Origin of the sequence: Bacillus cereus group sp. MYBK227-1 (genome assembly GCF_051916325.1) — a bacterium.
Lineage (GTDB): Bacteria > Bacillota > Bacilli > Bacillales > Bacillaceae_G > Bacillus_A > Bacillus_A cereus.
In genome coordinates, this window is the sequence record NZ_JBQAGK010000003.1 from 681,243 (window position 1) to 705,773 (window position 24,531).

Genomic DNA, 24,531 nt, shown 5'->3' on the forward strand with positions numbered 1-24,531 from the left:
TGTTAAACTTTGGATTGCTACCAGACTTTATTCTGGATTATCTTGTATCATTTTTAAATGAAAATAATGCTAAGATTCTTATGTATTATGATAACTGGTATTATTTCAGGTTATATTGGATTACTTTTATTCAAAAACTATCCAATTCGTACAGCAGAACAAATTCGTGGTACAACTGGAAAAGCGACAGATGTAGCAGCTTAATAGAATAGTAGAATAAATTTTTTCATAGAGGTTTAGGGGGAGTTATGATGAAGTATCGCTCAGTATTTGATATTATCGGTCCAGTTATGATTGGACCATCAAGTTCACATACAGCAGGCGCAGCAAGAATGGGGCAAGTTGCTCGCCAGCTGTTTCGTCATGAACCAGAAAGAGTAAGCATTTCGTTATATGGATCATTTGCAAAGACGTATCGAGGGCATGGTACGGATGTAGCACTAATCGGTGGAATATTAGGATTTGAAACAGATGACTTACGTATTCCAGAGGCGCTAGAAATAGCAAAAGAGCGCGAAATTGAAGTGGAATTCATTGAAGAAGATGCCAATGCACCTCACCCAAATACAGCGAGAATTCGTTTGTATAAAGGTGAAGATGAAATTGAAGTTGTTGCTTGCTCAATTGGTGGCGGTAAAATTGAAGTTGTAGAATTAAACGGATTCGATCTTCAATTATCAGGCACGAGCCCAGCACTACTTATTGTAAATAACGATCGCTTCGGTGCTATTGCAGCGGTAGCTTCAATCCTTGCGAAACATGAGATTAACATTAGCACAATGAGTGTTTCTCGTAAAGAAAAAGGAAGAAGAGCGCTTATGGTCATTGAAACAGATGAATTATTAGCAGATGAAGTAATTGAAGAAATAAAAGCGCAACAAAATATTTGTCAAGTAACTATTATGGAATAATTGCAGGGGGGACACACCATGTTTCGGAACGCAGCGGAACTAGTGGCGCAAGCTAAAGAACAAAATGTAAAAATCGCAGAAATTATGATTCAATGTGAAATGGAAACAAGAAGTATTTCACGTGAAGAAGTAATTGCTGGTATGGAAAAGAACTTAGTCGTGATGGAGCAAGCAGTAGAACGTGGTATTCGCGGCGTGAAATCATCAACTGGTTTAACTGGTGGAGATGCTGTAAAAGTTCAAGCGTATATGAAGAGCGGAAAAGGCTTATCTGGAGATACGATTTTGGATGCAGTAAGCAAAGCTGTTGCAACAAATGAAGTAAACGCAGCGATGGGAATTATTTGTGCAACACCAACAGCAGGTTCTGCTGGAACAGTGCCAGGTGTACTATTTGCACTAAGAGAAAAATTGCAGCCTACACGTGAAGAAATGATTGAATTCTTATTTACAGCAGGAGCTTTCGGTATGGTTGTTGCGAATAACGCTTGTATTTCTGGTGCAGCGGGAGGATGCCAAGCTGAAGTTGGTTCAGCAAGTGGAATGGCGGCTGCAGCTGCAGTTGAGATGGCTGGTGGAACACAAGATCAAGCAGCTACAGCGATGGCAATTTCATTAAAGAACATGCTTGGTTTAGTGTGTGATCCTGTTGCAGGACTTGTAGAAGTACCTTGTGTAAAACGTAATGCAGCAGGAGCTGCGAATGCGATGATTTCAGCAGATTTAGCATTAGCTGGTGTAACGAGTACAATTCCATGTGATGAAGTAATTGAGGCAATGTTTAGAATCGGACAAACGATGCCAGTAGCACTTCGTGAAACAGCAGAAGGTGGACTTGCAGCAACGCCGACTGGTCGTCGCCTGCAAGAAGAGATTTTTGGGAAGAACAATAACTAAGTGTAATTATAGAAAAAGGAGCTCAAATAAACTTGAGCTCCTTTTTCTATTTTTCTTTTGTTAGTTGTTCTAATGTTTTTCCAAGATTATGTGATCGTTTCGTTGCCTGTGTAATACAAGAAATAAGTGCTTGTTGAAATTTATGTTCTTGTAATACTTCAATACCTGCTTCGGTAGTTCCACCAGGAGAAGTAATTTCCTTTCTCAAAATAGAAGGGTGTTTGTCACTTGCTTTTAGCATTTCAGCAGCACCAATCATCGTTTGAAGAATAAGTGATTTTGCAACATCTTCTTTTAAACCAATTTTTTTTGCAGCTTCTTCCATAGCTTCCACTACGTAATAAATATAAGCAGGTCCACTTCCGGATAATGCAGTGACAGCATGCATATCTTCTTCCTCTACAACAGAGACGAGACCAATCGTTTCAAATAAAGATGTTGCAGTGCGAATATGCTCCGCTGTTGCATGTTTTGAAGGGGAGATAGCGGTAGCTGATTTTAAAATGGCTGCGGAGGTATTTGGCATTGCACGAATAATTGGAACGTCTTTTTGAAGTAGTTTTCTAATTGAGTCAGTAGAAACACCTGCTAGTAATGAAATAATAAGCACGTTATTATTTATGTATTCTTTAAAAGGGGTAAGCGCCTCTGCAACATCCTTTGGTTTCATTGCTAGAAAAAGAATATTTGCATCAGTAAGTAATTCTTTTTTATTATGAGTACCTTTGACACCGTATTTTTTATGTAGCTCTTGTAATCTTGTCTCGTTAGAACGATTACTTACAGTAATTTGTTCACCTTTAACGACATTTGCATGTAACAAGCCACCAATAATAGCTTCGGCAATAGAGCCTGCACCGAGAAAGGAAATGTTTTGAATAGACATGATGTTCCTCCTTTAATTTTGGTTAGAAATTCTTATAAATGTACATACATTCGTTTTTTTATAGGAAACACCTCTTTTTATCTGAAAATAATGACAAATATATATAGAAGTTGTAAACTGAAGAAGTATTCATTTTTGAACCGGAAAGAGACAGGGGGGCTAAGCATGACGGCGATTCACCGAATGGAGATTCCTGTACCATTTGCAGTGGAAACTGTGAATGTGTTTTTAGTTGAGGGGGAGACATTAACATTAATTGATACAGGGACGAATACAGAAGAGGCAAGGAATGCGTTAGAAAGTCAATTAGGTGCATTAGGACATACGATAGAAGATATTGAAACAGTAGTCATTACGCATCATCATGCAGATCATTGTGGACTTTTAAATATATTTTCTGAGAAGACGAATATTATTGGACATCCTTGGAATGAGCCTTGGATTACACAAAATCCAGAATTTTTAAAGCGGTATCATGAATTTTTTAGAGAGACGGCCTTACAGTTTGGTGTGCCAGCAGCATTTTTGAAAGACGAGTCGTTATTGACGACGAGGACACTTAAATATTCTTGTAATAGATCGTTAACGCATACTGTGAGAGAAGGAGATCGTATTGATTCTTTGCCTGGATTTACAGTACTTGAAACACCAGGTCATGCTTCTACTCATATTTCTTTATATAGAGAATCTGATGGAATATTAATTGGTGGAGATGCTCTCATTAGTCATATTTCTTCGAATCCAATACTAGAACCGCCATATGAAGGGCAAACAGAGCGGGCACGCCCATTACTACAATATAATCAAACATTACAGCGTTTAAGCGAAATGAATATTTCACGCATTTTATCAGGGCATGGGGAAGATGTTCTAAATGTGAAACAACTTATTGAAACGAGATTACAAAAGCAAGAAACACGTGCTTTTAAAGTGCTTGAGTTATTAAAGGAAAAACCAATGACAGCATTTGAAGTATGTGTAAAACTATTTCCGGTATTATATAAAGAACAATTACCACTTACTATTTCAGAAACGGTTGGACAATTGGACTATTTAGCATATAATCAACAAGTGATGATTGATGAGTCATCGCAACAATTGATTTATTATGCAAAGTAGGTGACAGCAATGACAGGACGTTTACAAAATAAAGTAATCGTCATTACAGGTGCTTCTAGTGGGATTGGTGAGCAAGTTGCAATGCAAGTTGCAGCACAGGGAGCGACTCCAGTATTAATGGCTCGAACAGAAGAGAAACTACAAGCGTTAGTAGACAAAATTAAAGAAACTTATAATACGCCTTGCTATTATTATGTATTAGATGTAAGTGAAGAGATGGAAGTACAGTCTGTTTTTTCAAAGGTATTACAAGAAGTGGGACGTATTGATATATTAGTAAACAATGCGGGATTTGGTATTTTTAAAACGTTTGAAGATGCGTCAATGGGTGAAGTAAAAGATATGTTCCAAGTAAATGTATTTGGATTAGTAGCATGTACGAAAGCGGTACTACCTTATATGGTAAACAAGAACGAAGGACATATTATTAATATTGCTTCACTTGCCGGAAAAATTGCAACTCCGAAATCAAGTGCGTATGCAGCAACGAAACATGCTGTATTAGGATTTACGAATAGTTTACGCATGGAATTAGCGAATACAGATATTTATGTTACAGCAATTAATCCAGGTCCGATAGATACAAACTTTTTTGAAATAGCGGATCAATCTGGTACATATGTAAAGAATATGGGACGTTACATGTTAAAACCAACATACGTAGCAGAACAAATCGTAAAGTCGATGCACACGAAAAAACGTGAAGTAAACTTACCGAAGTGGATGGGAATTGGTCCAAAACTTTATGCTTTATTCCCAGGTTTATTTGAACGTGTAGCAGGTAAATCATTAAGTAAAAAATAGGAGATTTCCACATGGAAATCTCCTATTTTTTATTGTTTTCCAGTCACATAATCATAAACAATATCCTCAATCTCCTCGTATAAATCAATTTCAATATTTGAATGAGTCACCGTTTGAATATGTTTCACTAGCATTTCCTGATCTTCTTTTGATATTGGACTGCATTGATATTGCTGAAAACTTTTTATAATCATTTTCTCAATTAATTTTTCGTTCATATTTTTTCCCGCCTGTATGTACGTATGTATTGTTTTATTGTACTTGAAGTGAAATAAAAAAACTACTATGCACTATTTTGTATAAAAATTCGGTTGAGTATATTATTTTTCTAATAAAATTAAGTTTTTTTAGATTTTAAAATTTATAAATATTTAATTGACTCTATAAATATACAATATTATAATCATACTTAATTTAAAGAATCGATTTGAGGAGGAACTTATGAAAGTCGCAATTATTGGAGCCACTGGATATGGGGGCATTGAATTAATTCGTTTATTAGAACAACATCCATATTTTTCGATAGCATCTCTTCATTCTTTTTCGCAAGTTGGTGAGTGTATAACAAATGTATATCCGCATCTTCGAAATGTTCTCGTTCATACGTTACAAGAAATTGATGTGAAGACAATAGGGAAAGAAGCAGAAATCGTATTTCTAGCAACACCAGCAGGAGTATCGGCGGAGTTAACTCCCAAGTTAGTAGCAGAAGGTTTAAAAGTAATTGACCTATCTGGAGACTTTCGTATGATAGATCCTTCGTCATATGAACTGTGGTATAAAAGGCCAGCAGCGAAAGAAGAAATTCTTAGAAAAGCAGTGTATGGGTTAAGTGAATGGAAAAGGACTGAGATTCAAAAGGCAAATTTAATTGCAAACCCAGGATGTTTTGCTACAGCCACATTGCTAGCGATAGCGCCGTTAATACGTAGTAGCATGATTGAAGAAGATTCGATTATTATTGATGCGAAATCAGGGGTATCAGGAGCAGGAAAAACACCAACAACAATGACTCATTTTCCTGAGCTATACGATAACTTACATATCTATAAAGTAAACCAGCATCAGCACGTTCCGGAGATTGAGCAAATGCTTACAGAATGGAATAGTGAATCACAGCCAATTACATTTAGCACACATTTAATACCGATATCACGAGGAATTATGATTACACTTTATGCAAAAGTAAAACAAAAGATGGAAATAAAGCAACTTCAAAAATTGTATGAAGAAACGTATGAACAATCGCCTTTCATCCGAATTTGTACGCAAGGGAAATTTCCAAGTCCAAAAGAAGTGAGAGGCTCAAATTATTGTGATATTGGCATAGCTTACGATGAAAGAACTGAAAGAGTTACGGTCGTTTCTGTTATAGACAATATGATGAAAGGCGCGGCTGGGCAAGCGATTCAAAATGCAAACATAATAGCGGGACTAGAAGAGACAACAGGTTTACAACATATGCCGCTTTATCTATAAGGGGGACATGATGATTAAAGTAGCGTCTATTACAAAATTAGAAAATGGTTCAATTGTAACGCCGAAAGGCTTTTCGGCAATTGGTACTGTAAATGGTCTGAAAAAGGAGAAAAAGGATTTAGGGGCAATCGTTTGTGACGTACCAGCATCATGTGCCGCTGTGTATACAACGAATCAAATACAAGCAGCCCCTTTGCAAGTAACGAAGGATAGTATAACGGCAGAAGGGAAGTTACAAGCAATTATCGTTAATAGTGGAAATGCAAATGCTTGTACTGGAATGCAAGGATTACAAGACGCATACGAGATGCGCGTGTTAGGGGCGGAACATTTTGGGATGAAAGAAAATTACGTTGCAGTAGCTTCAACAGGTGTAATTGGTGTTCCACTGCCGATGGATATAATCCGAAAGGGGGTTGCAACTCTTATACCGACGAAGGAAGAAAGTGAAGCATATTCTTTTTCTGAAGCAATTTTAACGACGGATCTTATCACGAAAGAAACTTGCTATGAAATGATTATTGATGGGAAGAAAGTGGTGATTGCGGGTGTTGCAAAAGGTTCAGGGATGATTCATCCGAATATGGCAACGATGCTTAGTTTTATTACGACAGATGCTCATATAGAGCATAACGTATTGCAAACAGCGTTATCACAAATAACGAATCATACATTTAATCAAATTACGGTGGATGGAGATACTTCTACGAATGATATGGTCATCGTTATGGCAAGTGGATTATCAGAAACAAGGCCGATAAATATGGAACATACAGATTGGGAAACTTTCGTAGGTGTTTTACAGAAGGTATGTGAAGATTTAGCGAAAAAAATTGCGCAAGATGGTGAAGGCGCTACGAAGTTAATAGAAGTAAATGTGCTAGGAGCTCAAACGAATGAAGAGGCAAAAAAAATTGCAAAGCAAATAGTCGGTTCGAGTCTTGTGAAAACAGCAATACATGGTGAAGACCCAAACTGGGGGCGAATTATTAGCAGTATTGGACAAAGTGAAGTAGCTATTAATCCGAACACAATTGACATTACTCTTCAATCTATATCGGTATTAAAAAATAGTGAGCCTCAAACATTTTCTGAAGAAAAAATGAAAGAGAGGTTACAAGAAGATGAAATAGTCATTAATGTGTACTTACACTTAGGTGAAGAGACAGGATCAGCTTGGGGCTGTGACTTAAGCTATGAATATGTGAAAATAAATGCTTGTTATCGTACATAAGGAGAGAGAAGATGAGCGATTATATTGTAGTGAAATGCGGCGGTAGTATGTTGAATCAATTAAATGATGTGTTTTTTGAATGTATAAAGAAATTGCAACAGAAGTATAAAGTAGTGATTGTTCATGGTGGTGGACCAGAAATTGATGCCAAATTAAAAGATTGTAACATCAACGTAGAAAAAAGAGATGGATTACGGATAACACCAAAAGAAGTTATGGATGTTGTTCAAATGGTGCTATGCGGAAGTACGAATAAAAAACTCGTAATGAATTTACAAAAGCATAATTTACTTGCGGTAGGTTGTTCAGGGTGTGACGGCAATTTACTTCAAATTCAACCTGTCAGCGAAGAGATAGGATATGTAGGGGAAGTAAGTTATGTAGAAACAGCTTTATTAAAAGGATTAATAAATATGGAGTATATTCCTGTTATTGCTCCAATCGGGGTAAATGGTAATGAAATTTATAACATAAATGCGGACAATGCTGCGGCTGGGATTGCGGCCGCGTTAGGAGCAAAAGAGCTTGTTTTTATTACGGATGTAGATGGAATATTACATGAAGGGAATTTGGTAAAGGAAACGGATGAATCTGAAATTGCAACTTTTATAGAAACAGGTGTTATTACAGGTGGGATGATTCCAAAAGTACAGGCGGCACTAGCATCATTAAAAATGGGAGTGCAAAAGATAAGTATTGTGAATGGTACAAAAGATTTTACTGAGGTTACGGGAGAGTGTATTGGAACGACGGTAACGAAAGGTGTGAGTATTGCATGACGAGTCATCTTTTTCAAACGTATGGCAGAAGAACTATTGAGTTTGTAAAGGGAACTGGAACGAAAGTTATTGATAATAAAGGTAAGGAATATTTAGATTTTACATCAGGAATTGGCGTATGTAATTTAGGACATTGTCACCCTACTGTTCTCAAAGGTGTACAAGAGCAACTTGATGATATATGGCATATATCTAACCTGTTTACAAACAGCTTACAAGAAGAAGTTGCGTCATTATTAACAGAAAATAGAGCATTAGATTATGTGTTTTTCTGTAATAGTGGGGCAGAGGCAAATGAAGCGGCTTTAAAGTTAGCACGTAAGCATACTGGAAAATCTCTCGTCGTAACATGCCAGCAGTCTTTTCACGGTAGAACATTTGGAACGATGAGTGCAACAGGCCAAGATAAGGTAAAAGAAGGATTTGGTCCATTACTTCCATCTTTTTTACATATCCCTTTTAACGATATTAAAGCATTAGAGGAAGTAATGAATGAAGAAGTTGCGGCGGTAATGGTAGAAGTAGTTCAAGGAGAGGGAGGAGTAATACCTGTTGATCTATCTTTTTTGAAAGAGATTGAAACATTATGTAATAAGTTCGGTTCCTTATTTATTATAGACGAAGTACAAACGGGGATAGGAAGAACTGGAACACTATTCGCTTATGAACAAGTGGGAATAGAGCCTGATATCGTTACCGTTGCAAAGGCACTTGGGAATGGGATTCCTGTCGGAGCGATGATTGGCGGGAAAGAGCTCGGAACGTCGTTTACTGCAGGATCACACGGTTCAACTTTTGGCGGGAATTACATCGCGATGGCTGCAGCGAAAGAAGTATTGCAAGTGAGTAAAAAACCATCGTTTTTAAAAGAAGTACAAGAAAAAGGCGAGTACGTATTAGAGAAGTTGCAAGAGGAATTACAGCATGTCGAATGTATTCAAAATATACGTGGTAAAGGGCTTATAATTGGGATTGAGTGTAAGCATGAAGTTGCAAGTTTTATAGAACAACTAGAAAACGAAGGACTTCTCGTATTACAAGCAGGCCCTAATGTTATAAGACTATTACCGCCACTCATTGTCACGAATGAAGAGTTAGAACAGGCAGTATATATAATAAAAAAAGTAGTTTGTACAAAAAACGTATCAATCATATAAGGGGGAAGTTTCATGTCAACTGTACAAGTACCGAAATTAAATACGAAAGATCTTTTAACACTAGAAGAATTAACGAAAGAAGAAATTATTTCTTTAATTGAGTTCGCTATATATTTAAAAAAGAATAAGCAAGAGCCTTTATTACAAGGCAAAATATTAGGGCTTATTTTTGATAAGCATTCAACTCGTACTCGTGTATCTTTTGAAGCGGGAATGGTACAACTCGGGGGACATGGTATGTTTTTAAGTGGAAAAGAGATGCAAATGGGAAGAGGAGAAACTGTTTCAGATACTGCGAAAGTATTATCGCAGTATATTGACGGGATTATGATACGTACATTCTCGCACGCGGATGTAGAAGAGCTTGCAAAAGAATCGAGTATTCCTGTTATTAACGGTTTAACGGATGATCATCATCCTTGTCAAGCATTGGCAGACCTCATGACAATATATGAAGAAACAAATACATTTAAAGGAATAAAATTGGCTTACGTAGGTGACGGAAATAATGTATGTCATTCATTGTTGCTAGCGAGTGCAAAAGTCGGAATGCATATGACTGTTGCAACGCCTGTAGGATATGAACCGAATGAAGAGATTGTAAAAAAAGCGTTAGCGATTGCCAAGGAAACAGGAGCTGAAATTGAAGTTTTGCATAATCCTGAATTAGCGGTGAATGAAGCAGATTTCATTTATACTGACGTTTGGATGAGCATGGGGCAAGAGGGCGAAGAAGAGAAATATTCTTTATTTCAACCTTACCAAATCAATAACGAACTTGTTAAGCATGCGAAGCAAACATATCGTTTCTTACACTGTTTACCTGCCCATCGTGAAGAAGAAGTAACAGGAAAAATTATAGATGGACCGCAGTCTATCGTCTTTGAGCAAGCTGGTAATCGATTGCATGCTCAAAAAGCGTTATTAGTGAGTTTATTTAAAAATGTAGAAGAGCCTTCCTAAAAGGGAGGTTTTTTTATATTAAAATGTCATATGTATATTTAGTTAACCATTTCGATATCATTTATAATAAAAGAGAAAACTAAATTTGTTTTTCAGAGTGTGTAAGGACATACTACATATAAAAATATAGTTAAAGAGATGATGAGGGTGAAAACAACTAAGAAAACATATTCGTTTTTTCAGCGGATGTGGAGAATATTAAAGTTTCAATATTATAAGTTGCTTCGATCGCCAGAAGGCGCAAAGAAAGTATCGTTAGGGTTTGCTATAGGATTCGGCTTAGAAATGTTAGTCATTTATACGGCATCGCTCGTATATGTAATATTTTATCCAATCGTCAGGTTAGCAAAGGGATCTTTTCCTGCGGCAGTTATTGGCAATATTATTGGGAAAATATCGTTTCTCCCAGTATTTTTATTTCCGCTTGCGTATGCGCTAGGAAAAATGATTTATCCATTTCATGTACAGAAAATTCATCATGAACCATTTACGATATCGGACTTGTTTTCAAGTCACATTTTTACGATATTAAAGAGCTTATTACAAAGTGAAGTGTATGTATTAATTGGAATGACGATTTTAGGAGTTGTGTTTGGTCTCATTTCGTATTTCGTTGTGCATTATTTATACGAAAAGAACCGTAAGTTACGCTTGAAGAAAAGGAAGAAACGAGTGAGAGAACCACTTGTACAATTATAAACAATGTCACATCCATTTTCTCCTTTGAATATGTTTAAGAAAAAGGAGGAGAGGATAATGTATTATTATTACGTACCTCAAGTATATCCATATGTAAATTATTATCCGGTTTATGATACGAGTAGACAATACGAATTATATCGGCAACAACAATTACAGCAATTATCACAAATACCACAATTACCACAACAACAGCCTACACAGGAAAAAAAACCATATTTAACAACATGGCCATATTCCAATGTGTACTATGGTAACTATTACGAATCATAAAGCTGCTTCTATTTAGAAGCAGCTTTATACGTTTGTTTTCAAAATTAAATTTTGAATGGTTTGAAGAGAATGGATGAGCTTTTCGCGCTCTTCCTCAGATAATGTTTGGAAATTTTCTTTTAGTTTGTCTAAAATGAATTGCTGATACTGATTTACTAATAATTTCCCTTCAGCTGTTAGGGAAATTAAAATGACCCGTCGATCTTTTTCGCTATAATGACGCTCTATTAGTTCTTCTTGAATAAGTTTGTTTAATAGAGGTGTCATGTTAGGCCGTGAAATCGCTAGCCGCTTGCCGATTTCGGAAACTGCTAATGTGCCGTTTTCATGCAAAAGCAGTAATACTTGTGTATGTGATGGCGGCATATGTCTTTGAGAAGAAAATTCTCCAGGAAGCATAAATTTGCGATAAAAAAGAGGCACTAGCGAAAGAAGATGATCAACAATACGTTCCCACTCGCGTGATTCCATATAAAGGCCCCCTTCCACTATCATTGTAACAAAAAAGACATGTTATAAAAATAGAATTGTTTCATGGGAATTTTAATATTTGTAGGCCAATACTTTTTTTGTAAATGAATCGGCAATAATCGTATAGCCTTTATCATTTGGGTGTACTTGGTCAAAGAGCAATTCTTTTTTATCATTCGATATTAATTTACGAATTGGCAAAACGATAGATGGTTGATTCACTTTTGCAATGGAATAAACGGATTCATTCCAGCCGTCTAAAAACATATCTGCATAACTTGCGATGGAGTCATCGAGTTGTAACGGGTTATAGAGTTCAGAAAGAATGAGTAAAGCATCCGGATTTTGATCTCGGACTGTCTTTACAATATTTTTTACATCCGCTTCAAAATGAGCTTTTTCTTTATTTAACATTTTAATACCGTCTATAACACCGACATCACGATTTAAGCGAAATAAATTATTTCCCCCAATATTAATTGTAATGATATTTGCTGCTCTAATTTTTTGCTTTACATCTTCTGATTGAACTTTTTTAGCGAGACGATCTGTTGTAAGACCGTTTATCCCAAGGTTTTCTACAGTAATTGGTTTATGAATTTGTGCTTCTATTTGTTTAGAGGCTAATTCAGCAAATCCACCTTGTGTTGATCCATATCCTTTGGCGAGCGAATCACCTAGTACGAGATGATAAAAGGAATCGTTTGTTTGCTTATCAATCCAACTTGGAGTAGATGTTTTTTCTGTTTTTTCTTCGGGTTCATTTTGTTTTGTCTCGTCGTTCTTTTCAAAATAAGAATAAGAAATGATCAGAAGGAGGAGACAAACAATTGTTAAGATGACTTTTTTCATAAATTCATCCTCCTTGTAATTGGTAATTGTATCATATTCAGCAGTATTAGCAATGTAAGGGCATATTATATGTTTATGAAAAGTTTATAATAACTTTACAGAAAATTTGTTGAAGTTTGTCAAAAAATATTGACGATAGGAAAGAACTTTATATATGATAATGTCAGATAAGGTGAAATTTTAATTAGTGGGAGCTTTATTTCCTATTAATTGTTAGTCTTCATCAATCGAGCGTTTAAGGGGACTACTCGTTAGCGCAGGGTGAAATGAAAATTGTGTCTCTAATAGAAGAAAAAAGGTATGTGGTTAGAGACAGATAGGGATTCATTTCATTATTTCTGGTAATTGTATAAGGGGGATTTTTTGTGAAAAAGTCAAAAAAAATGCTAGCTGGAGCAACTCTTGCGATTGGTGTTATAGCACCGCAAGTAATGCCAACAACAGCTCATGCAGATGAGAACGCTGGGGAGAGTACAGTTAACTTACGAATTCTAGAAACATCAGATATTCACGTTAACTTAATGAATTACGATTATTATCAAACGAAAACAGATAATAAAGTAGGTCTCGTACAAACGGCAACACTCGTTAATAAAGCACGTGAAGAAGCGAAAAACTCTGTCCTATTTGATGATGGAGATGCATTACAAGGGACACCGCTTGGAGATTATGTAGCAAATAAAATAAAAGATCCGAAGAATCCTGTGGATCCTAGTTATACACATCCATTATATCGTGTAATGAATTTAATGAAGTATGACGTCATCTCTCTTGGGAATCATGAATTTAACTACGGTTTAGACTATTTAAACAAAGTGATTGAAAAAACGGATTTCCCGGTTATTAACTCCAATGTATATAAAGATGACCATGATGATAAGGAAGAGAACGATGAAAATTATTTTAAACCATATCATATTTTAAAGAAAGAAGTAGTGGATGAAGCAGGCCAAAAACAAATAGTGAAAATTGGTGTAATGGGATTTGTTCCACCACAAATCATGAACTGGGATAAAGCGAATTTAGAAGGAAAAGTAAAAGCGAAAGACATCGTCGCAACAGCAAAAATAATGGTGAAAAAAATGCAAGATGAGGGTGCAGATATTATCGTTGCATTGGCTCATTCAGGCGTCGATAAGAGCGAATATAAAGAAGCGAATAAAATGGAAAATGCATCATATCATTTAGCAACACAAGTTCCTGGCGTAGATGCAGTATTAATGGGACATTCACATACTGAAGTGCAGGATGTATTTAATGGTGTTCCAGTTGTAATGCCGGGTGTTTTTGGTAGTAACTTAGGTATTATTGATATGCAATTGAAAAAGGTAAACGGAAAATGGGAAGTGCAAAAAGATCAATCTAAGCCACAACTTCGCCCGATTGCTAATAGTAAAGGTACCCCATTAGTAGAATCTGATCAAAAATTAGTTAATGAAATTAAAGATGAACATGAAAAGACAATCGAATATGTAAATACACATGTAGGTGAAACGAAAGCACCAATTAATAGTTATTTTTCATTAGTACAAGATGATCCTTCCGTACAAATTGTGACCAATGCGCAAAAATGGTATGTAGAACAAGAACTTAAAAAACCAGAGTACGAAAAGATTAAAGATATTCCGGTTTTATCTGCAGGCGCACCATTTAAAGCAGGTGGCCGAAACGGTGCTACATATTATACGGATATTCCAGCTGGAACGTTAGCGATTAAAAACGTTGCAGATTTATATGTATATCCAAATACGTTATATGCTGTAAAAGTAAATGGGGCACAAGTGAAAGAATGGCTTGAAATGTCTGCAGGTCAGTTTAATCAAATTGATCCAAAGAAAACAGAAGAACAGCCGTTAGTAAATATAGGGTATCCTACATATAACTTTGATATTTTAGATGGCTTAAAATACGAAATTGATGTAACACAACCGGCGAAATACGATAAAGATGGAAAAGTTGTAAATGCAAATACGAATCGTATTGTAAATATGACATATGAAGGTAAGCCAGTAGCTGACAAGCAAGAGTTCATCGTCGCTACAAATAACTATCGTGGAAGTAGCCAGACGTTCCCAGGTGTAAGTAAAGGGGAAGTTGTATACCAATCACAAGATGAAACACGTCAAATCATTGTGAAGTATATGCAAAAAATAAAAGATATTGATCCAGCAGCTGATCAAAATTGGACATTTAAACCGATTGTTGCAGATAAATTAAATACAACATTTGATTCTTCACCAAATGCACAAAAGTATATAAAGAAAGATGGAAAGATTTCATATGTTGGACCATCTGAAAATGAATTTGCGAAATATGCAATTGATATAACGAAGAAAAATGATGATAAAGAAACTGGTGAAGGAAACCCAACAACACCGCCAACAGGTGGTGGAGAAAATCCGACGACACCGCCAACAGGTAATGGAGAAAACCCAACACCACCAACAGAAGAAGGTAATAATGGTAATGAACCAAAGCAAGATGGAAACAATACCGGATCTGGACAAACTACAACAGATGATCAAAATACAAAAGAAACAACAACTGTAAGTGAAAATAAAGAAGCTGAAAAAGATGAACGTGATTTACCGAAAACAGGTGCAAGTATTGCTTCTACAATTGGAGCGGGTCTTGCGTTTGTTGGAGCGGGATTACTTCTGTTATTTAGAAGAAAGAAAGCGAATAGATAGTCGAGAAATATAAAAAGGATTACCGATTTGGTAATCCTTTTTATTATATTATGAAACTGGTACTGCTTTTTCTTTTTTCCATGAAAGACCGAATCCAGTAAAGCCGACGATAATGGTTACGACTGGACATGCTAAACAGAAGATTGCGTATGGCAGGTAATCGAATGTTGGAACGCTAAGAACGTTTGTTAAGAATACGCCACTTACACCCCATGGTACGAGTGGATTAATTACTGTACCAGCATCTTCTAATACTCGTGATAAATTACGACGTTCTAAACCGACTTCATCGTATTTATTAGCAAATGCTTGTCCTGTTAAAACGATGGATAAGTACTGCTCACCAAGTAAGAAGTTTACACCAATTGCAGTTGAAGCAGTAGAAATAATTAAGCGTGTACTAGTTTTTACGAAGCTAGAGATAATATTCATCAGCTGCGCTATAATACCCATTCCTTGTAATAATCCTCCCATACAAAGAGCTAGGAAAATAAGAGCAATTGACATCATCATACTTTGCAGGCCACCGCGAGATAATAAGCTGTCAATGTCTTTGATACCAGTTTTAGAAACGTAACCGTCTTGCATAATTTTTATTAAATCAGCTAAAGAAGTGCTAGGTTTAAAAATAAAGAGAATAATAATCCCTACCACAATTCCTGCAAGTAATGTTGGAACTGCGGGTACCTTTTTAAATGCGAATAGGAACAGTAATAAAATAGGAATCAGTGTAACGATAGAAATCGTTGCATTTTTTTCTAGTGTGTTAATAAATGCTGAGAAATCAACGTTTCCACCAGATCCGCTTCCTAAAATGAAAAATGCGATAAAAGCAATAATGAAAGCTGGCACTGTTGTCCAAAGCATGTTACGAATATGTTCAAATAAATCTACACCTGTTACAGCAGGCGCTAAGTTTGTTGTATCAGATAAAGGAGACATTTTATCTCCGAAGAATGCACCAGAAATAATTGCACCAGCAATAAGAGCTGGATCGTATCCAAGGGCAGTACCCATTCCCATAAAGGCAAGTCCTACAGTTGCAGCAGTTGTAAAAGCACTACCGATACTCGTTCCAACAATTGCACAAACAACAAAAACAGTTGGAACGAAAATTTTTGGAGATACAAGTTGGAAGCCGTATACCATTAAAGTGGGAATAGTTCCAGCTGCAATCCAAACGCTAATTAATACGCCTACAAGTAAGAAAATAAATATAGATGGAATACCAGCTGAAATACTACTAATCATCCCTTTCTCCATAGTAGACCAAGAGATTCTCTTCAGGAATCCAAATGCTAATAAAAGAACGATACCAAATAAAATTGGAATGTGTGGTGAAACTTCTAATTGAATAACACTAAAACCAATACAGAAAAAGATAAAAATTGTTAAAAGAACAGACTCAATTTTTGAAACCATTGTTTTCCCCTCCTAAGTAATGTAAAATAGCTCTTTTTTATATAAAATTCGCCAATATTGTATATTTCCTTCTAAAATTTAGAATTTTGTGACAAATTACCGGTAATTGTTAGTCCTTCTATATGATACGGAAATGATTGGATAAAAAAACGTCCCTGCATATAATTATGCAGGGACGAAGAAATCGCGGTACCACCCTAGCTTGTGAAATGAATGCGTCACAAAATAAAGGGTCATATGATATGCGCTTATAAAATAAAAAACGCCCCTGCAATATATGCAGGGACGAAAAATTCGCGGTACCACCCTAAATTGTGAAACAGTGTCGTTTCACCACTCTTTAGACATAACGGTCTATAACCGTCTTTCACTACTCCTCACGTTTCGTAAAAGAAGCTCCAGGGGGTAATTCATAATTCGCTCTGTACTGGTTCGCACCGACCACCAGCTCTCTGAAATCAGAAATCGAAATACTACTAAATCCTATCAACGCCGATTCATATGATGTTAGTTAAATTTTTATCATATTTTCATCTTGCATGTCAATAAAAATATTAAATGTTTTTTTAGGGAAATAAAGGATAATTGTTTTTAACGCTGTAAAAATGTACGTTATAATGAATTTGAAAGGGGGATGAAAGAGTGAAGAAAAAAATAATTCTTTTTACCACTTTATTAGTTATTGGAGGAAGTGCTGGAATTTACACAGTTTTTGCGGCTGAATCAGAGCAGTTGAAACAAAAGCAAATACAACAGTCAGAAGTGAAGAAAGTAAAAGAAATAGAAGAGAAGAAATCAATGGAAAAAGCAGCAGAAAAACTAGGAGTTTCTACTGAGGGGAAAACAAAAGAAGAGGTTACGAAAGAAGTAAATACCGCTAGATTTGAGAAGCGTCATGATTTATTAATTGAGCACGCTAAGCAACTTGGAATTGATACAGAGGGGAAAAAAGATGAAGAAATTATTTTAGAAATTGGAAAGATACAGCATGGAAAGTAGAACAACTTATCGTAGGATAAGTTGTTCTTTTTTAAGAACTATTTGATTTTAAAATAATTGACAGTCATTCGGATTTAATGTTAACTATATTTATAAACAAGTTAACATTAGGGGTGACAATTGTGACAATAAATAGTAGAACGATTGAAAAATCATCTTATACATATGAAGAATTAGCAGAGAAAAATAAAGCTTACGTATGGCACCCATTTACACAAATGAAAGATTATTTAGAAGAAGATCCTGTCATTATTGAACGTGGAGAGGGAAGAAAACTATACGATGTAAATGGTAATGAATATTGGGATGGTGTTTCATCTATATGGTTAAATGTTCACGGACATCAAGTACCGGAATTAGATGAAGCAATTCGTGAGCAATTAAATAAAATTGCTCATTCTACTATGTTAGGACTTGCTAACGTTCCATCTATTTTATTAGCAGAAAAAATTATTGAGGTTGTACCAGATGGATTGAAGAAGGTATTCTATTCTGATTCAGGTTCTACCGCTGTTGAAATTGCAATTAAGATGGCTTTCCAATATTGGCAGCATAAAGGGAAACCAAAGAAACAAAGATTCGTTACATTAAAAGAAGCATATCACGGTGATACAATTGGAGCTGTTTCAGTAGGAGCAATAGACTTGTTTCACCAAGTGTATAGTTCGCTCTTATTTGATGCGATTAAAATGCCGTATCCATATACATATCGTTCTCCTTACGGAAATAATAAGGAGGAAATTGTAAAAATCCATTTAGAAGAAATGGAAGAATTGTTGAAAGAAAAGCATGAAGAAGTAGCTGCCATCATTGTAGAGCCATTAATGCAAGGTGCTGGCGGAATGATTACAATGCCAAAAGGATATTTAAAAGGACTGCGCGATTTATGTACAAAGTACAATGTATTATTTATTACAGATGAGGTAGCGACTGGATTTGGGCGTACAGGGAAAATGTTTGCGTGTGAACATGAAAATGTGACACCAGACATTTTAACTGCTGGGAAAGGTTTAACAGGTGGATATTTACCAATTGCAGTTACGGTAACGACAGATGAAATATATAATGCCTTCTTAGGAGAATATGAAGAACAAAAAACATTTTTCCATGGACATAGCTACACAGGTAATCCGTTAGGGTGTGCCGTAGCAATCGCGAATCTAGAACTATATGAAAAAACAAATTTAATAGAAGAAGTGGCACGTAAAACGGATTATGTGACAGCGCAATTAGAAAAGCTCTTTGCGTATAAACATGTAGGTGATATTCGTCAGTGCGGATTAATGGTTGGTATTGAGCTTGTGAAGAATAAGAAAACGAAAGAAGCGTTTGACTGGACAGAAAGAGTCGGTGTTCAAGTATGTAAACGCTCAAGAGAGCTGGGTATGATTTTACGACCGCTAGGTAACACGATTGTATTTATGCCACCACTTGCTTCTACTTTTGAAGAGATTGATGATATGTTACGCATTTTATATAAGGCAATCTCGGATGTTACGGAGGGAGAATAATGAGTGGTTTTTTCATAACAGCAACTGATACTGAAGTTGGAAAAACAGTAGTTGCAGGTGCTATAGCAGGTGTATTTAGAGAATTAGGATATAACGTAGGGGTGTATAAACCGTTGCAAAGTGGGCATGTTGCATCAAACCCTGAGGGAGATGCGGCAAGGTTAAAAGCATTATCAGGTGTACCGACACCAGAAAATGAAATTTGCCCTTATTCTATTGAAGAACCACTTGCTCCGAGACTTGCCATGAAAAGAGCTGGAAGAGTAGTAAAGTTAAAAGAAATTACTGATTATTATAATGAACTATTAAAAGAGTTTAATAGCTTATTTGTAGAAGGGGCAGGTGGGCTTGCTGTCCCATATACAGAAGATGCTTTAGTAATTGATTTTGCAAAAGAATTACAGTTGCCTCTTATTGTAGTAGCTCGTCCTACATTAGGAACAGTAAATCATACAGTGTTAACGATTGCTTACGCAAAGGCGCATGGTTTAACCGTAGCGGGTGTCATTTTATCAGGTTGCAAAGAATGTGAAATGGAAAGAGTGCAAGAAAATAAAGAGATGATTGAAGAGCTGAGCGGGGTACCAGTTTTAGGATTATTGCCATTCTTTGCAGGTGAGTTTACGAAAGAAGAAGTATTAGAATCTGCAAAAGAACATATTATGATTTCAAAATTAGAGGAGTTTATCCAAAATGAATCAAACGTGGCGGGCGCACCTTCAATCTAAATTACAACAATTACATGAGCAAGGGCAGTATCGTGATTTATATGTAACAGAGAAGGCAGAAGAGACTTGGCTTATTCGAGATAAAAAAAGGATGTTAAATTTAGCGTCAAATAATTATTTAGGGTTAGCTGGAGATGAAAGGTTAAAAGAAGCTGCTATTGCCTGTACAAAAAGATATGGAACTGGAGCGACTGCCTCTCGTCTCGTTGTAGGAAATCATCCATTATATGAAGAGGTTGAGAGAAGCATATGTGACTGGAAAGGTACTGAAAGAGCTTTAATTGTAAATAGTGGGTATACGGCAAATATAGGTGCCATATCTTCTTTAGCCTCTCGGCACGATATTGTTTTTAGTGATAAGTTAAATCACGCAAGTATTGTTGATGGAATCATATTAAGCGGGGCAGAGCATAAAAGGTATCGTCATAATGATTTGGATCATTTAGAGAAGTTGTTGAAAATGGCTTCGCCTGAAAAAAGGAAATTAATCGTAACAGATACCGTTTTTAGTATGGATGGTGATACTGCGTATTTGAGAGATTTAGTACAGCTGAAAGAGAAATACGGGGCAATCATTATAGTTGATGAAGCACATGCGAGTGGAATATATGGAATCGGCGGAGCTGGGTTATCTCATATAGAAAAAAATCTTGCTCAAAAAATTGATATACATATGGGGACGTTTAGCAAGGCTTTAGGGTGTTATGGTGCGTATTTGACAGGTGATGAAATTTATATAGAGTATTTACAAAATATGATGAGAAGCTTTATTTTTACTACAGCTTTACCACCAAGTACGTTAGGAGCGGTGCAAAAAGCAATTGAAATTGTAAAAGAAGATAACGAAAGAAGAGAGAACCTTATAGCAAACGGAGAATACTTCAGAACTAAATTAAGGGATGCTGGTTTTGATATTGGGAATAGTTCAACTCATATTGTACCGATTGTAGTCGGTTCAAATGAACATGCTTTACGGTTTAGTAAAAGGTTGCAAGAGGCAGGGATTGCGGCTATTGCAATTCGTCCGCCAACTGTGCCGGTTCATAGTTCTCGAATTCGCTTTGCAGTTACATCGCAACATACAATAGCTGATTTAAAATGGGCTATTGACCGAATTATCCACATTGCGAAAGAAGAGGAGCTTTTCGTATGAATGAGCTAAAGATTATTTTTATCCCCGGATGGGGAATGGAAGAGAATATTTGGGATTTAGTACTTCCGTATTTTAAAGGATATTCTGTTCAATGCATAGATTGGCGTAATGTGAAAGAACGAAGTGAATTTGCGGAACGAATTATAGATGTAGCGCATAATGACAACGTAATATTGGTTGGATGGTCACTAGGAGCGTTAGCAGCAGTTGAAGCTTATAAAAAGATTCAGGCAAAAGGCATCGTATTAATTGGTGGTACTGCTAAATTTACAAATACGAGCGATTACAGTAACGGATGGAATGCTTTGCATGTAGAACGGCTGAAAAGGAATTTGGCGAGAAGGAAAGAAGATACGCTCAAGCGGTTTTATGAAAATATGTTTACGAAAGATGAGCTAAAAGAGAATAAAAACTTTGAAGACATTGTAGACCGTTTTAAAGGTGATTCTATTCAGTCTTTACAACTAGGTTTGGATTATTTAATAGAAACAGATATGAGAGAAGAACTAAAAGAAATTAAAGTACCTATACTACTTATTCACGGAGAACAGGATGTAATATGCCCATTGTCTGCGGCACGTAGTATGACGGAAAATAGCAGCAGCGAGCTGAAAGTAGTAAGTGAAGCAGGGCATGCATTATGTGTGACGAATTTTGAATATTGCGCAAATGAGATAATTCAATTTGTAGAGGGGATACGACATGATCAACAAAACGTTACTACAAAAACGGTTTAATGGGGCAGCCGTATCTTACGATCGATATGCAAATGTACAAAAAAAGATGGCACATTCATTACTTTCAATCTTAAAGGAACGATATAGTGAAACGGCATCAATACGTATTTTAGAACTGGGATGCGGGACGGGGTATGTAACAGAGCAATTATCAAAGTTATTTCCGAAAGCACATATTACAGCAGTTGATTTTGCTGAAAGTATGATTGCGATTGCGCAAACTAGACAAAATGTAAAAAATGTAACGTTTCACTGTGAAGATATTGAGCGATTACGATTAGAAGAATCATATGATGTCATTATTTCAAATGCTACATTTCAATGGTTAAATAATTTACAACAAGTGTTAAGAAATTTATTTCAACATTTGTCTATAGATGGGATATTACTCTTTTCAACGTTTGGACATGAAACGTTTCAAGAATTGCATGCTTCGTTCCAACGTGCGAAAGAAGAAAGAAATATAAAAAATGAAACATCGATTGGTCAACGTTTTTATTCAAAAGATCAGTTGCTTCATATATGTAAGATAGAAACAGGGGATGTGCATGTTTCTGAAACATGTTACATAGAGAGTTTTACAGAAGTTAAGGAGTTTCTGCATTCTATTCGAAAAGTAGGAGCAACTAATAGCAATGAAGGATCATATTGTCAAAGTCCCTCACTCTTTCGTGCGATGCTACGCATATACGAAAGAGACTTCACGGGAAATGAAGGGATAATGGCAACGTATCATGCTTTATTTATACATATAACAAAAGAGGGGAAGAGATGAAATGAAACAAGTACAAACAAAAAGGGATTGGAAAAAACTTGCATACGACGTAGTGGAAGAGAAGATGATTACGAAAGAAGATGCAATAGCGATATTAGAAGCTGATGATACCGAAGTTTTAGAAATTATGAATGCGGCTTACATTATTCGCCATCATCACTTTGGTAAGAAAGTAAAATTGAATATGATTATTAATACGAAATCTGGATTATGTCCTGAAGATTGTGGATATTGCTCACAGTCTATTATTTCAGAAGCACCGATTGATAAATATGCATGGTTAACGCAGGAGAAGATTGTAGAAGGGGCACATGAAGCAATACGCCGTAAAGCAGGTACATATTGTATTGTAGCGTCTGGTCGTCGTCCGACGGATAAAGAGGTAAATCACGTAATTGGAGCAGTTAAGGAAATTCGTGAAACGACAGACTTGAAGATTTGTTGTTGTTTAGGTTTCTTAAATGAAGATCAAGCAGGACGTTTAGCGGAAGCAGGCGTGCATCGTTATAACCACAACTTAAATACACATGCAAATAATTACGATAGTATTTGTTCAACTCATACGTATGATGATCGTGTTGATACAGTTCAAAAAGCAAAACAAGCGGGCATTTCCCCATGCTCGGGAGCGATTTTTGGCATGGGAGAAACAATTGAAGAGCGTGCTGAAATTGCATTTGAATTACAACGTATAGATGCAGATTCTATCCCTTGTAATTTCCTTGTTGCTGTAAAGGGGACACCTCTTGAAGGACAAAAAGAGTTAACTCCAGTAGAATGTTTAAAAGTACTGGCAATGATGCGTTTTGTAAACCCGACAAAAGAAATTCGTATTTCAGGAGGACGTGAAATCAATTTACGTTCTGTACAGCCAATCGGTTTATTTGCAGCAAATTCTATTTTTGTCGGGGACTACTTAACGACAGCTGGACAAGAGCCGACTGCGGACTGGGGTATGATTGCAGATTTAGGATTTGAGATTGAAGAATGTGCATTATAAGATAGATGAAAAAGCAAACTTGTAAAAGGGTTTGCTTTTTTTGTAAATAAAATGTAATAAATAGTTGTGAACGCTTGATATTATTGGTTTTTAAGCGAAAAAAAGAATTTTTGTGGACGAATTTTCCAAGCCCTAGTTGTACATAGTAAATATGTAATTTATATTGGGTTGGAGGATTTTACATGTACAAATACATATTAGCGATTATGACTTGTTTAATTTTAATAAAAGCAATAAGTTCTGATCCAGTTAAGGCTGCTGAAAATCCTGAACAAAAAGAAATGCAACAAAGAATCGAACAACACTTTCGAACGAAAGCTGAACATTTTGGATTGAAAACGGAAGGAAAAGATTTAAAGGAAGTTAGAAAAGAAATTACTATTATAGAAGAAGCGAAAAAAAGAGAGAATGTATGGAGAACGGCACAAGCTCTTCATATAAAAACAGAAGGAAAAACGATGAATGAATTAATAAAAGATGTACAAAAAAAGGTGAAAAAATAAAAAGAGGCCGCAGCCTCTTTTTTTATGCCCATTGTTTTGATAAGTGAGCCATTTCAATTGCAGCAACAGCTGATTCATATCCTTTATTACCAGCTTTCGTACCTGCGCGTTCAATCGCTTGTTCAATTGTTTCTGTCGTTAATACGCCGAAAATAACTGGGATGTCCATTTGTAGTGATAAAGACGCAACACCTTTTGCTACTTCATTACAAACGTAATCGTAGTGAGTTGTAGCACCTCGGATTACAGTACCTAATGTAATAACAGCATCATACTTTCCGCTACTAGCCATCTTTTTAGCGATTAAAGGAATTTCAAATGCACCAGGAACCCAAGCAACATCAATATCATTTTCCTCTACACCGTGACGCTTTAATCCGTCTAAAGCGCCGCCAAGTAACTTACTTGTAATAAATTCGTTAAAACGTCCAACAACAACTCCAACTTTTAATCCTGTACCAACTAAATGACCTTCGAATACCATAATAA

General features: G+C 36.1%; 26 protein-coding genes and 1 other annotated feature. Of the genes, 20 read left to right on the forward strand and 6 right to left on the reverse strand.

Annotated elements, in window-relative coordinates:
* Positions 1-251: 251 nt before the first annotated feature.
* Positions 252-911: an L-serine ammonia-lyase, iron-sulfur-dependent subunit beta gene (sdaAB, locus tag ACTFRM_RS16875; protein WP_000877445.1), complete on the forward strand. Its 660-nt coding sequence runs from the start codon at positions 252-254 to the stop codon at positions 909-911.
* Between the two features lie 18 nt (positions 912-929).
* The gene (sdaAA, locus tag ACTFRM_RS16880) at positions 930-1,808 is read left to right on the forward strand and encodes an L-serine ammonia-lyase, iron-sulfur-dependent, subunit alpha (protein WP_173600453.1); all 879 of its coding nucleotides are present in this window, start codon (positions 930-932) and stop codon (positions 1,806-1,808) included.
* Between the two features lie 46 nt (positions 1,809-1,854).
* Here sdaAA and proI read toward each other — a convergent pair whose 3' ends face one another.
* Positions 1,855-2,694 (reverse strand): pyrroline-5-carboxylate reductase ProI, encoded by an 840-nt coding sequence (gene proI, locus ACTFRM_RS16885; protein WP_000027249.1) that lies wholly within the window; start codon positions 2,692-2,694, stop codon positions 1,855-1,857.
* A 165-nt stretch (positions 2,695-2,859) separates the two neighbouring features.
* Between proI and ACTFRM_RS16890 the strand changes: the two genes are divergently transcribed.
* Positions 2,860-3,813, forward strand: coding sequence for an MBL fold metallo-hydrolase (locus tag ACTFRM_RS16890; RefSeq protein WP_000125119.1), 954 nt, complete (start codon positions 2,860-2,862; stop codon positions 3,811-3,813).
* 9 nt (positions 3,814-3,822) lie between these two features.
* The gene (locus tag ACTFRM_RS16895) at positions 3,823-4,617 is read left to right on the forward strand and encodes an SDR family NAD(P)-dependent oxidoreductase (RefSeq protein WP_000147794.1); all 795 of its coding nucleotides are present in this window, start codon (positions 3,823-3,825) and stop codon (positions 4,615-4,617) included.
* Between the two features lie 29 nt (positions 4,618-4,646).
* Here the strand turns inward: ACTFRM_RS16895 and ACTFRM_RS16900 are convergent, their stop codons facing one another.
* Positions 4,647-4,835: a YqzH family protein gene (locus ACTFRM_RS16900; RefSeq protein WP_001003222.1), complete on the reverse strand. Its 189-nt coding sequence runs from the start codon at positions 4,833-4,835 to the stop codon at positions 4,647-4,649.
* A 223-nt stretch (positions 4,836-5,058) separates the two neighbouring features.
* On the opposite strand from ACTFRM_RS16900, the gene argC reads away from it, so the two are divergent.
* The 7 genes from argC (at position 5,059) to ACTFRM_RS16935 (ending at position 11,201) form a co-directional block, all read left to right on the forward strand.
* Positions 5,059-6,096 (forward strand): N-acetyl-gamma-glutamyl-phosphate reductase, encoded by a 1,038-nt coding sequence (gene argC / locus ACTFRM_RS16905; RefSeq protein WP_000861258.1) that lies wholly within the window; start codon positions 5,059-5,061, stop codon positions 6,094-6,096.
* 10 nt (positions 6,097-6,106) lie between these two features.
* Positions 6,107-7,330: a bifunctional glutamate N-acetyltransferase/amino-acid acetyltransferase ArgJ gene (gene argJ, locus ACTFRM_RS16910; protein WP_140421509.1), complete on the forward strand. Its 1,224-nt coding sequence runs from the start codon at positions 6,107-6,109 to the stop codon at positions 7,328-7,330.
* A gap of 11 nt (positions 7,331-7,341) precedes the next feature.
* The gene (gene argB, locus ACTFRM_RS16915; protein ID WP_001286797.1) at positions 7,342-8,109 is read left to right on the forward strand and encodes an acetylglutamate kinase; all 768 of its coding nucleotides are present in this window, start codon (positions 7,342-7,344) and stop codon (positions 8,107-8,109) included.
* A complete protein-coding gene (locus ACTFRM_RS16920) occupies positions 8,106-9,266 on the forward strand; it encodes an acetylornithine transaminase (RefSeq protein ID WP_440043469.1) in 1,161 nt (386 codons plus the stop codon). Before argB ends, ACTFRM_RS16920 begins: the two co-directional genes overlap by 4 nt.
* 12 nt (positions 9,267-9,278) lie before the next feature.
* Entirely contained in the window at positions 9,279-10,229 is a 951-nt protein-coding gene (gene argF / locus ACTFRM_RS16925) for an ornithine carbamoyltransferase (RefSeq protein ID WP_000108865.1), read from the forward strand.
* Between the two features lie 138 nt (positions 10,230-10,367).
* Complete coding sequence (locus ACTFRM_RS16930; RefSeq protein ID WP_002005691.1) at positions 10,368-10,928, forward strand: DUF2062 domain-containing protein; 561 nt, start codon at positions 10,368-10,370, stop codon at positions 10,926-10,928.
* A 57-nt stretch (positions 10,929-10,985) separates the two neighbouring features.
* Positions 10,986-11,201: a hypothetical protein gene (locus tag ACTFRM_RS16935; RefSeq protein ID WP_000291956.1), complete on the forward strand. Its 216-nt coding sequence runs from the start codon at positions 10,986-10,988 to the stop codon at positions 11,199-11,201.
* A 24-nt stretch (positions 11,202-11,225) separates the two neighbouring features.
* On the opposite strand, the gene ACTFRM_RS16940 is transcribed toward ACTFRM_RS16935, so the two are convergent.
* Positions 11,226-11,672 (reverse strand): MarR family winged helix-turn-helix transcriptional regulator, encoded by a 447-nt coding sequence (locus tag ACTFRM_RS16940; RefSeq protein WP_000445819.1) that lies wholly within the window; start codon positions 11,670-11,672, stop codon positions 11,226-11,228.
* 72 nt (positions 11,673-11,744) lie between these two features.
* Entirely contained in the window at positions 11,745-12,524 is a 780-nt protein-coding gene (locus ACTFRM_RS16945) for a GDSL-type esterase/lipase family protein (protein WP_000755838.1), read from the reverse strand.
* Between the two features lie 365 nt (positions 12,525-12,889).
* Between ACTFRM_RS16945 and cpdB the strand changes: the two genes are divergently transcribed.
* Positions 12,890-15,214: a bifunctional 2',3'-cyclic-nucleotide 2'-phosphodiesterase/3'-nucleotidase gene (gene cpdB / locus ACTFRM_RS16950; protein ID WP_173600452.1), complete on the forward strand. Its 2,325-nt coding sequence runs from the start codon at positions 12,890-12,892 to the stop codon at positions 15,212-15,214.
* A gap of 48 nt (positions 15,215-15,262) precedes the next feature.
* On the opposite strand, the gene nhaC is transcribed toward cpdB, so the two are convergent.
* On the reverse strand, positions 15,263-16,636 hold the full coding sequence (nhaC, locus tag ACTFRM_RS16955; RefSeq protein WP_000253736.1) for a Na+/H+ antiporter NhaC: 1,374 nt from the start codon (positions 16,634-16,636) through the stop codon (positions 15,263-15,265).
* Between the two features lie 278 nt (positions 16,637-16,914).
* Positions 16,915-17,135 (reverse strand) — a binding site (T-box leader).
* 143 nt (positions 17,136-17,278) lie between these two features.
* On the opposite strand from nhaC, the gene ACTFRM_RS16960 reads away from it, so the two are divergent.
* From ACTFRM_RS16960 to ACTFRM_RS16995, 8 genes are all read left to right on the forward strand, one after another.
* Entirely contained in the window at positions 17,279-17,635 is a 357-nt protein-coding gene (locus ACTFRM_RS16960; protein ID WP_000726905.1) for a hypothetical protein, read from the forward strand.
* Between the two features lie 77 nt (positions 17,636-17,712).
* Positions 17,713-19,146 (forward strand): adenosylmethionine--8-amino-7-oxononanoate transaminase, encoded by a 1,434-nt coding sequence (gene bioA, locus ACTFRM_RS16965; RefSeq protein ID WP_002041775.1) that lies wholly within the window; start codon positions 17,713-17,715, stop codon positions 19,144-19,146.
* Complete coding sequence (gene bioD / locus ACTFRM_RS16970; protein ID WP_000012470.1) at positions 19,146-19,874, forward strand: dethiobiotin synthase; 729 nt, start codon at positions 19,146-19,148, stop codon at positions 19,872-19,874. The genes bioA and bioD overlap by 1 nt, the downstream gene beginning before the upstream one ends.
* Positions 19,840-21,027: an 8-amino-7-oxononanoate synthase gene (bioF, locus tag ACTFRM_RS16975; RefSeq protein WP_001077294.1), complete on the forward strand. Its 1,188-nt coding sequence runs from the start codon at positions 19,840-19,842 to the stop codon at positions 21,025-21,027. Before bioD ends, bioF begins: the two co-directional genes overlap by 35 nt.
* Complete coding sequence (locus ACTFRM_RS16980; RefSeq protein WP_001004172.1) at positions 21,024-21,764, forward strand: alpha/beta fold hydrolase; 741 nt, start codon at positions 21,024-21,026, stop codon at positions 21,762-21,764. The genes bioF and ACTFRM_RS16980 overlap by 4 nt, the downstream gene beginning before the upstream one ends.
* Positions 21,730-22,539 (forward strand): malonyl-ACP O-methyltransferase BioC, encoded by an 810-nt coding sequence (gene bioC / locus ACTFRM_RS16985; RefSeq protein ID WP_000608911.1) that lies wholly within the window; start codon positions 21,730-21,732, stop codon positions 22,537-22,539. The genes ACTFRM_RS16980 and bioC overlap by 35 nt, the downstream gene beginning before the upstream one ends.
* 1 nt (position 22,540) lies before the next feature.
* Positions 22,541-23,539, forward strand: coding sequence for a biotin synthase (bioB, locus tag ACTFRM_RS16990; RefSeq protein ID WP_000815856.1), 999 nt, complete (start codon positions 22,541-22,543; stop codon positions 23,537-23,539).
* A 182-nt stretch (positions 23,540-23,721) separates the two neighbouring features.
* Positions 23,722-24,042 (forward strand): hypothetical protein, encoded by a 321-nt coding sequence (locus tag ACTFRM_RS16995; protein ID WP_000280032.1) that lies wholly within the window; start codon positions 23,722-23,724, stop codon positions 24,040-24,042.
* A 22-nt stretch (positions 24,043-24,064) separates the two neighbouring features.
* Here ACTFRM_RS16995 and ribH read toward each other — a convergent pair whose 3' ends face one another.
* On the reverse strand, positions 24,065-24,526 hold the full coding sequence (gene ribH / locus ACTFRM_RS17000; RefSeq protein ID WP_000230895.1) for a 6,7-dimethyl-8-ribityllumazine synthase: 462 nt from the start codon (positions 24,524-24,526) through the stop codon (positions 24,065-24,067).
* Positions 24,527-24,531: the final 5 nt, after the last annotated feature.

Excerpts from the sequence above, each read along its gene's own strand:
- nhaC (WP_000253736.1), bottom strand. The coding sequence starts at position 16,636 with ATGGTTTCAAAAATTGAGTCTGTTCTTTTAACAATTTTTATCTTTTTC.
- ACTFRM_RS16900 (WP_001003222.1), bottom strand. The coding sequence starts at position 4,835 with ATGAACGAAAAATTAATTGAGAAAATGATTATAAAAAGTTTTCAGCAA.
- ACTFRM_RS16935 (WP_000291956.1), top strand. The coding sequence starts at position 10,986 with ATGTATTATTATTACGTACCTCAAGTATATCCATATGTAAATTATTAT.
- ACTFRM_RS16945 (WP_000755838.1), bottom strand. The coding sequence starts at position 12,524 with ATGAAAAAAGTCATCTTAACAATTGTTTGTCTCCTCCTTCTGATCATT.
- sdaAA (WP_173600453.1), top strand. The coding sequence starts at position 930 with ATGTTTCGGAACGCAGCGGAACTAGTGGCGCAAGCTAAAGAACAAAAT.
- bioA (WP_002041775.1), top strand. The coding sequence starts at position 17,713 with ATGTTAACTATATTTATAAACAAGTTAACATTAGGGGTGACAATTGTG.
- bioD (WP_000012470.1), top strand. The coding sequence starts at position 19,146 with ATGAGTGGTTTTTTCATAACAGCAACTGATACTGAAGTTGGAAAAACA.
- ACTFRM_RS16895 (WP_000147794.1), top strand. The coding sequence starts at position 3,823 with ATGACAGGACGTTTACAAAATAAAGTAATCGTCATTACAGGTGCTTCT.
- ACTFRM_RS16940 (WP_000445819.1), bottom strand. The coding sequence starts at position 11,672 with ATGGAATCACGCGAGTGGGAACGTATTGTTGATCATCTTCTTTCGCTA.
- sdaAB (WP_000877445.1), top strand. The coding sequence starts at position 252 with ATGAAGTATCGCTCAGTATTTGATATTATCGGTCCAGTTATGATTGGA.
- argB (WP_001286797.1), top strand. The coding sequence starts at position 7,342 with ATGAGCGATTATATTGTAGTGAAATGCGGCGGTAGTATGTTGAATCAA.
- bioC (WP_000608911.1), top strand. The coding sequence starts at position 21,730 with ATGATCAACAAAACGTTACTACAAAAACGGTTTAATGGGGCAGCCGTA.
- argF (WP_000108865.1), top strand. The coding sequence starts at position 9,279 with ATGTCAACTGTACAAGTACCGAAATTAAATACGAAAGATCTTTTAACA.
- argJ (WP_140421509.1), top strand. The coding sequence starts at position 6,107 with ATGATTAAAGTAGCGTCTATTACAAAATTAGAAAATGGTTCAATTGTA.
- proI (WP_000027249.1), bottom strand. The coding sequence starts at position 2,694 with ATGTCTATTCAAAACATTTCCTTTCTCGGTGCAGGCTCTATTGCCGAA.
- ACTFRM_RS16890 (WP_000125119.1), top strand. The coding sequence starts at position 2,860 with ATGACGGCGATTCACCGAATGGAGATTCCTGTACCATTTGCAGTGGAA.
- ACTFRM_RS16995 (WP_000280032.1), top strand. The coding sequence starts at position 23,722 with ATGTACAAATACATATTAGCGATTATGACTTGTTTAATTTTAATAAAA.
- ribH (WP_000230895.1), bottom strand. The coding sequence starts at position 24,526 with ATGGTATTCGAAGGTCATTTAGTTGGTACAGGATTAAAAGTTGGAGTT.
- bioF (WP_001077294.1), top strand. The coding sequence starts at position 19,840 with ATGAATCAAACGTGGCGGGCGCACCTTCAATCTAAATTACAACAATTA.
- ACTFRM_RS16920 (WP_440043469.1), top strand. The coding sequence starts at position 8,106 with ATGACGAGTCATCTTTTTCAAACGTATGGCAGAAGAACTATTGAGTTT.
- ACTFRM_RS16980 (WP_001004172.1), top strand. The coding sequence starts at position 21,024 with ATGAATGAGCTAAAGATTATTTTTATCCCCGGATGGGGAATGGAAGAG.
- bioB (WP_000815856.1), top strand. The coding sequence starts at position 22,541 with ATGAAACAAGTACAAACAAAAAGGGATTGGAAAAAACTTGCATACGAC.
- ACTFRM_RS16930 (WP_002005691.1), top strand. The coding sequence starts at position 10,368 with ATGATGAGGGTGAAAACAACTAAGAAAACATATTCGTTTTTTCAGCGG.
- argC (WP_000861258.1), top strand. The coding sequence starts at position 5,059 with ATGAAAGTCGCAATTATTGGAGCCACTGGATATGGGGGCATTGAATTA.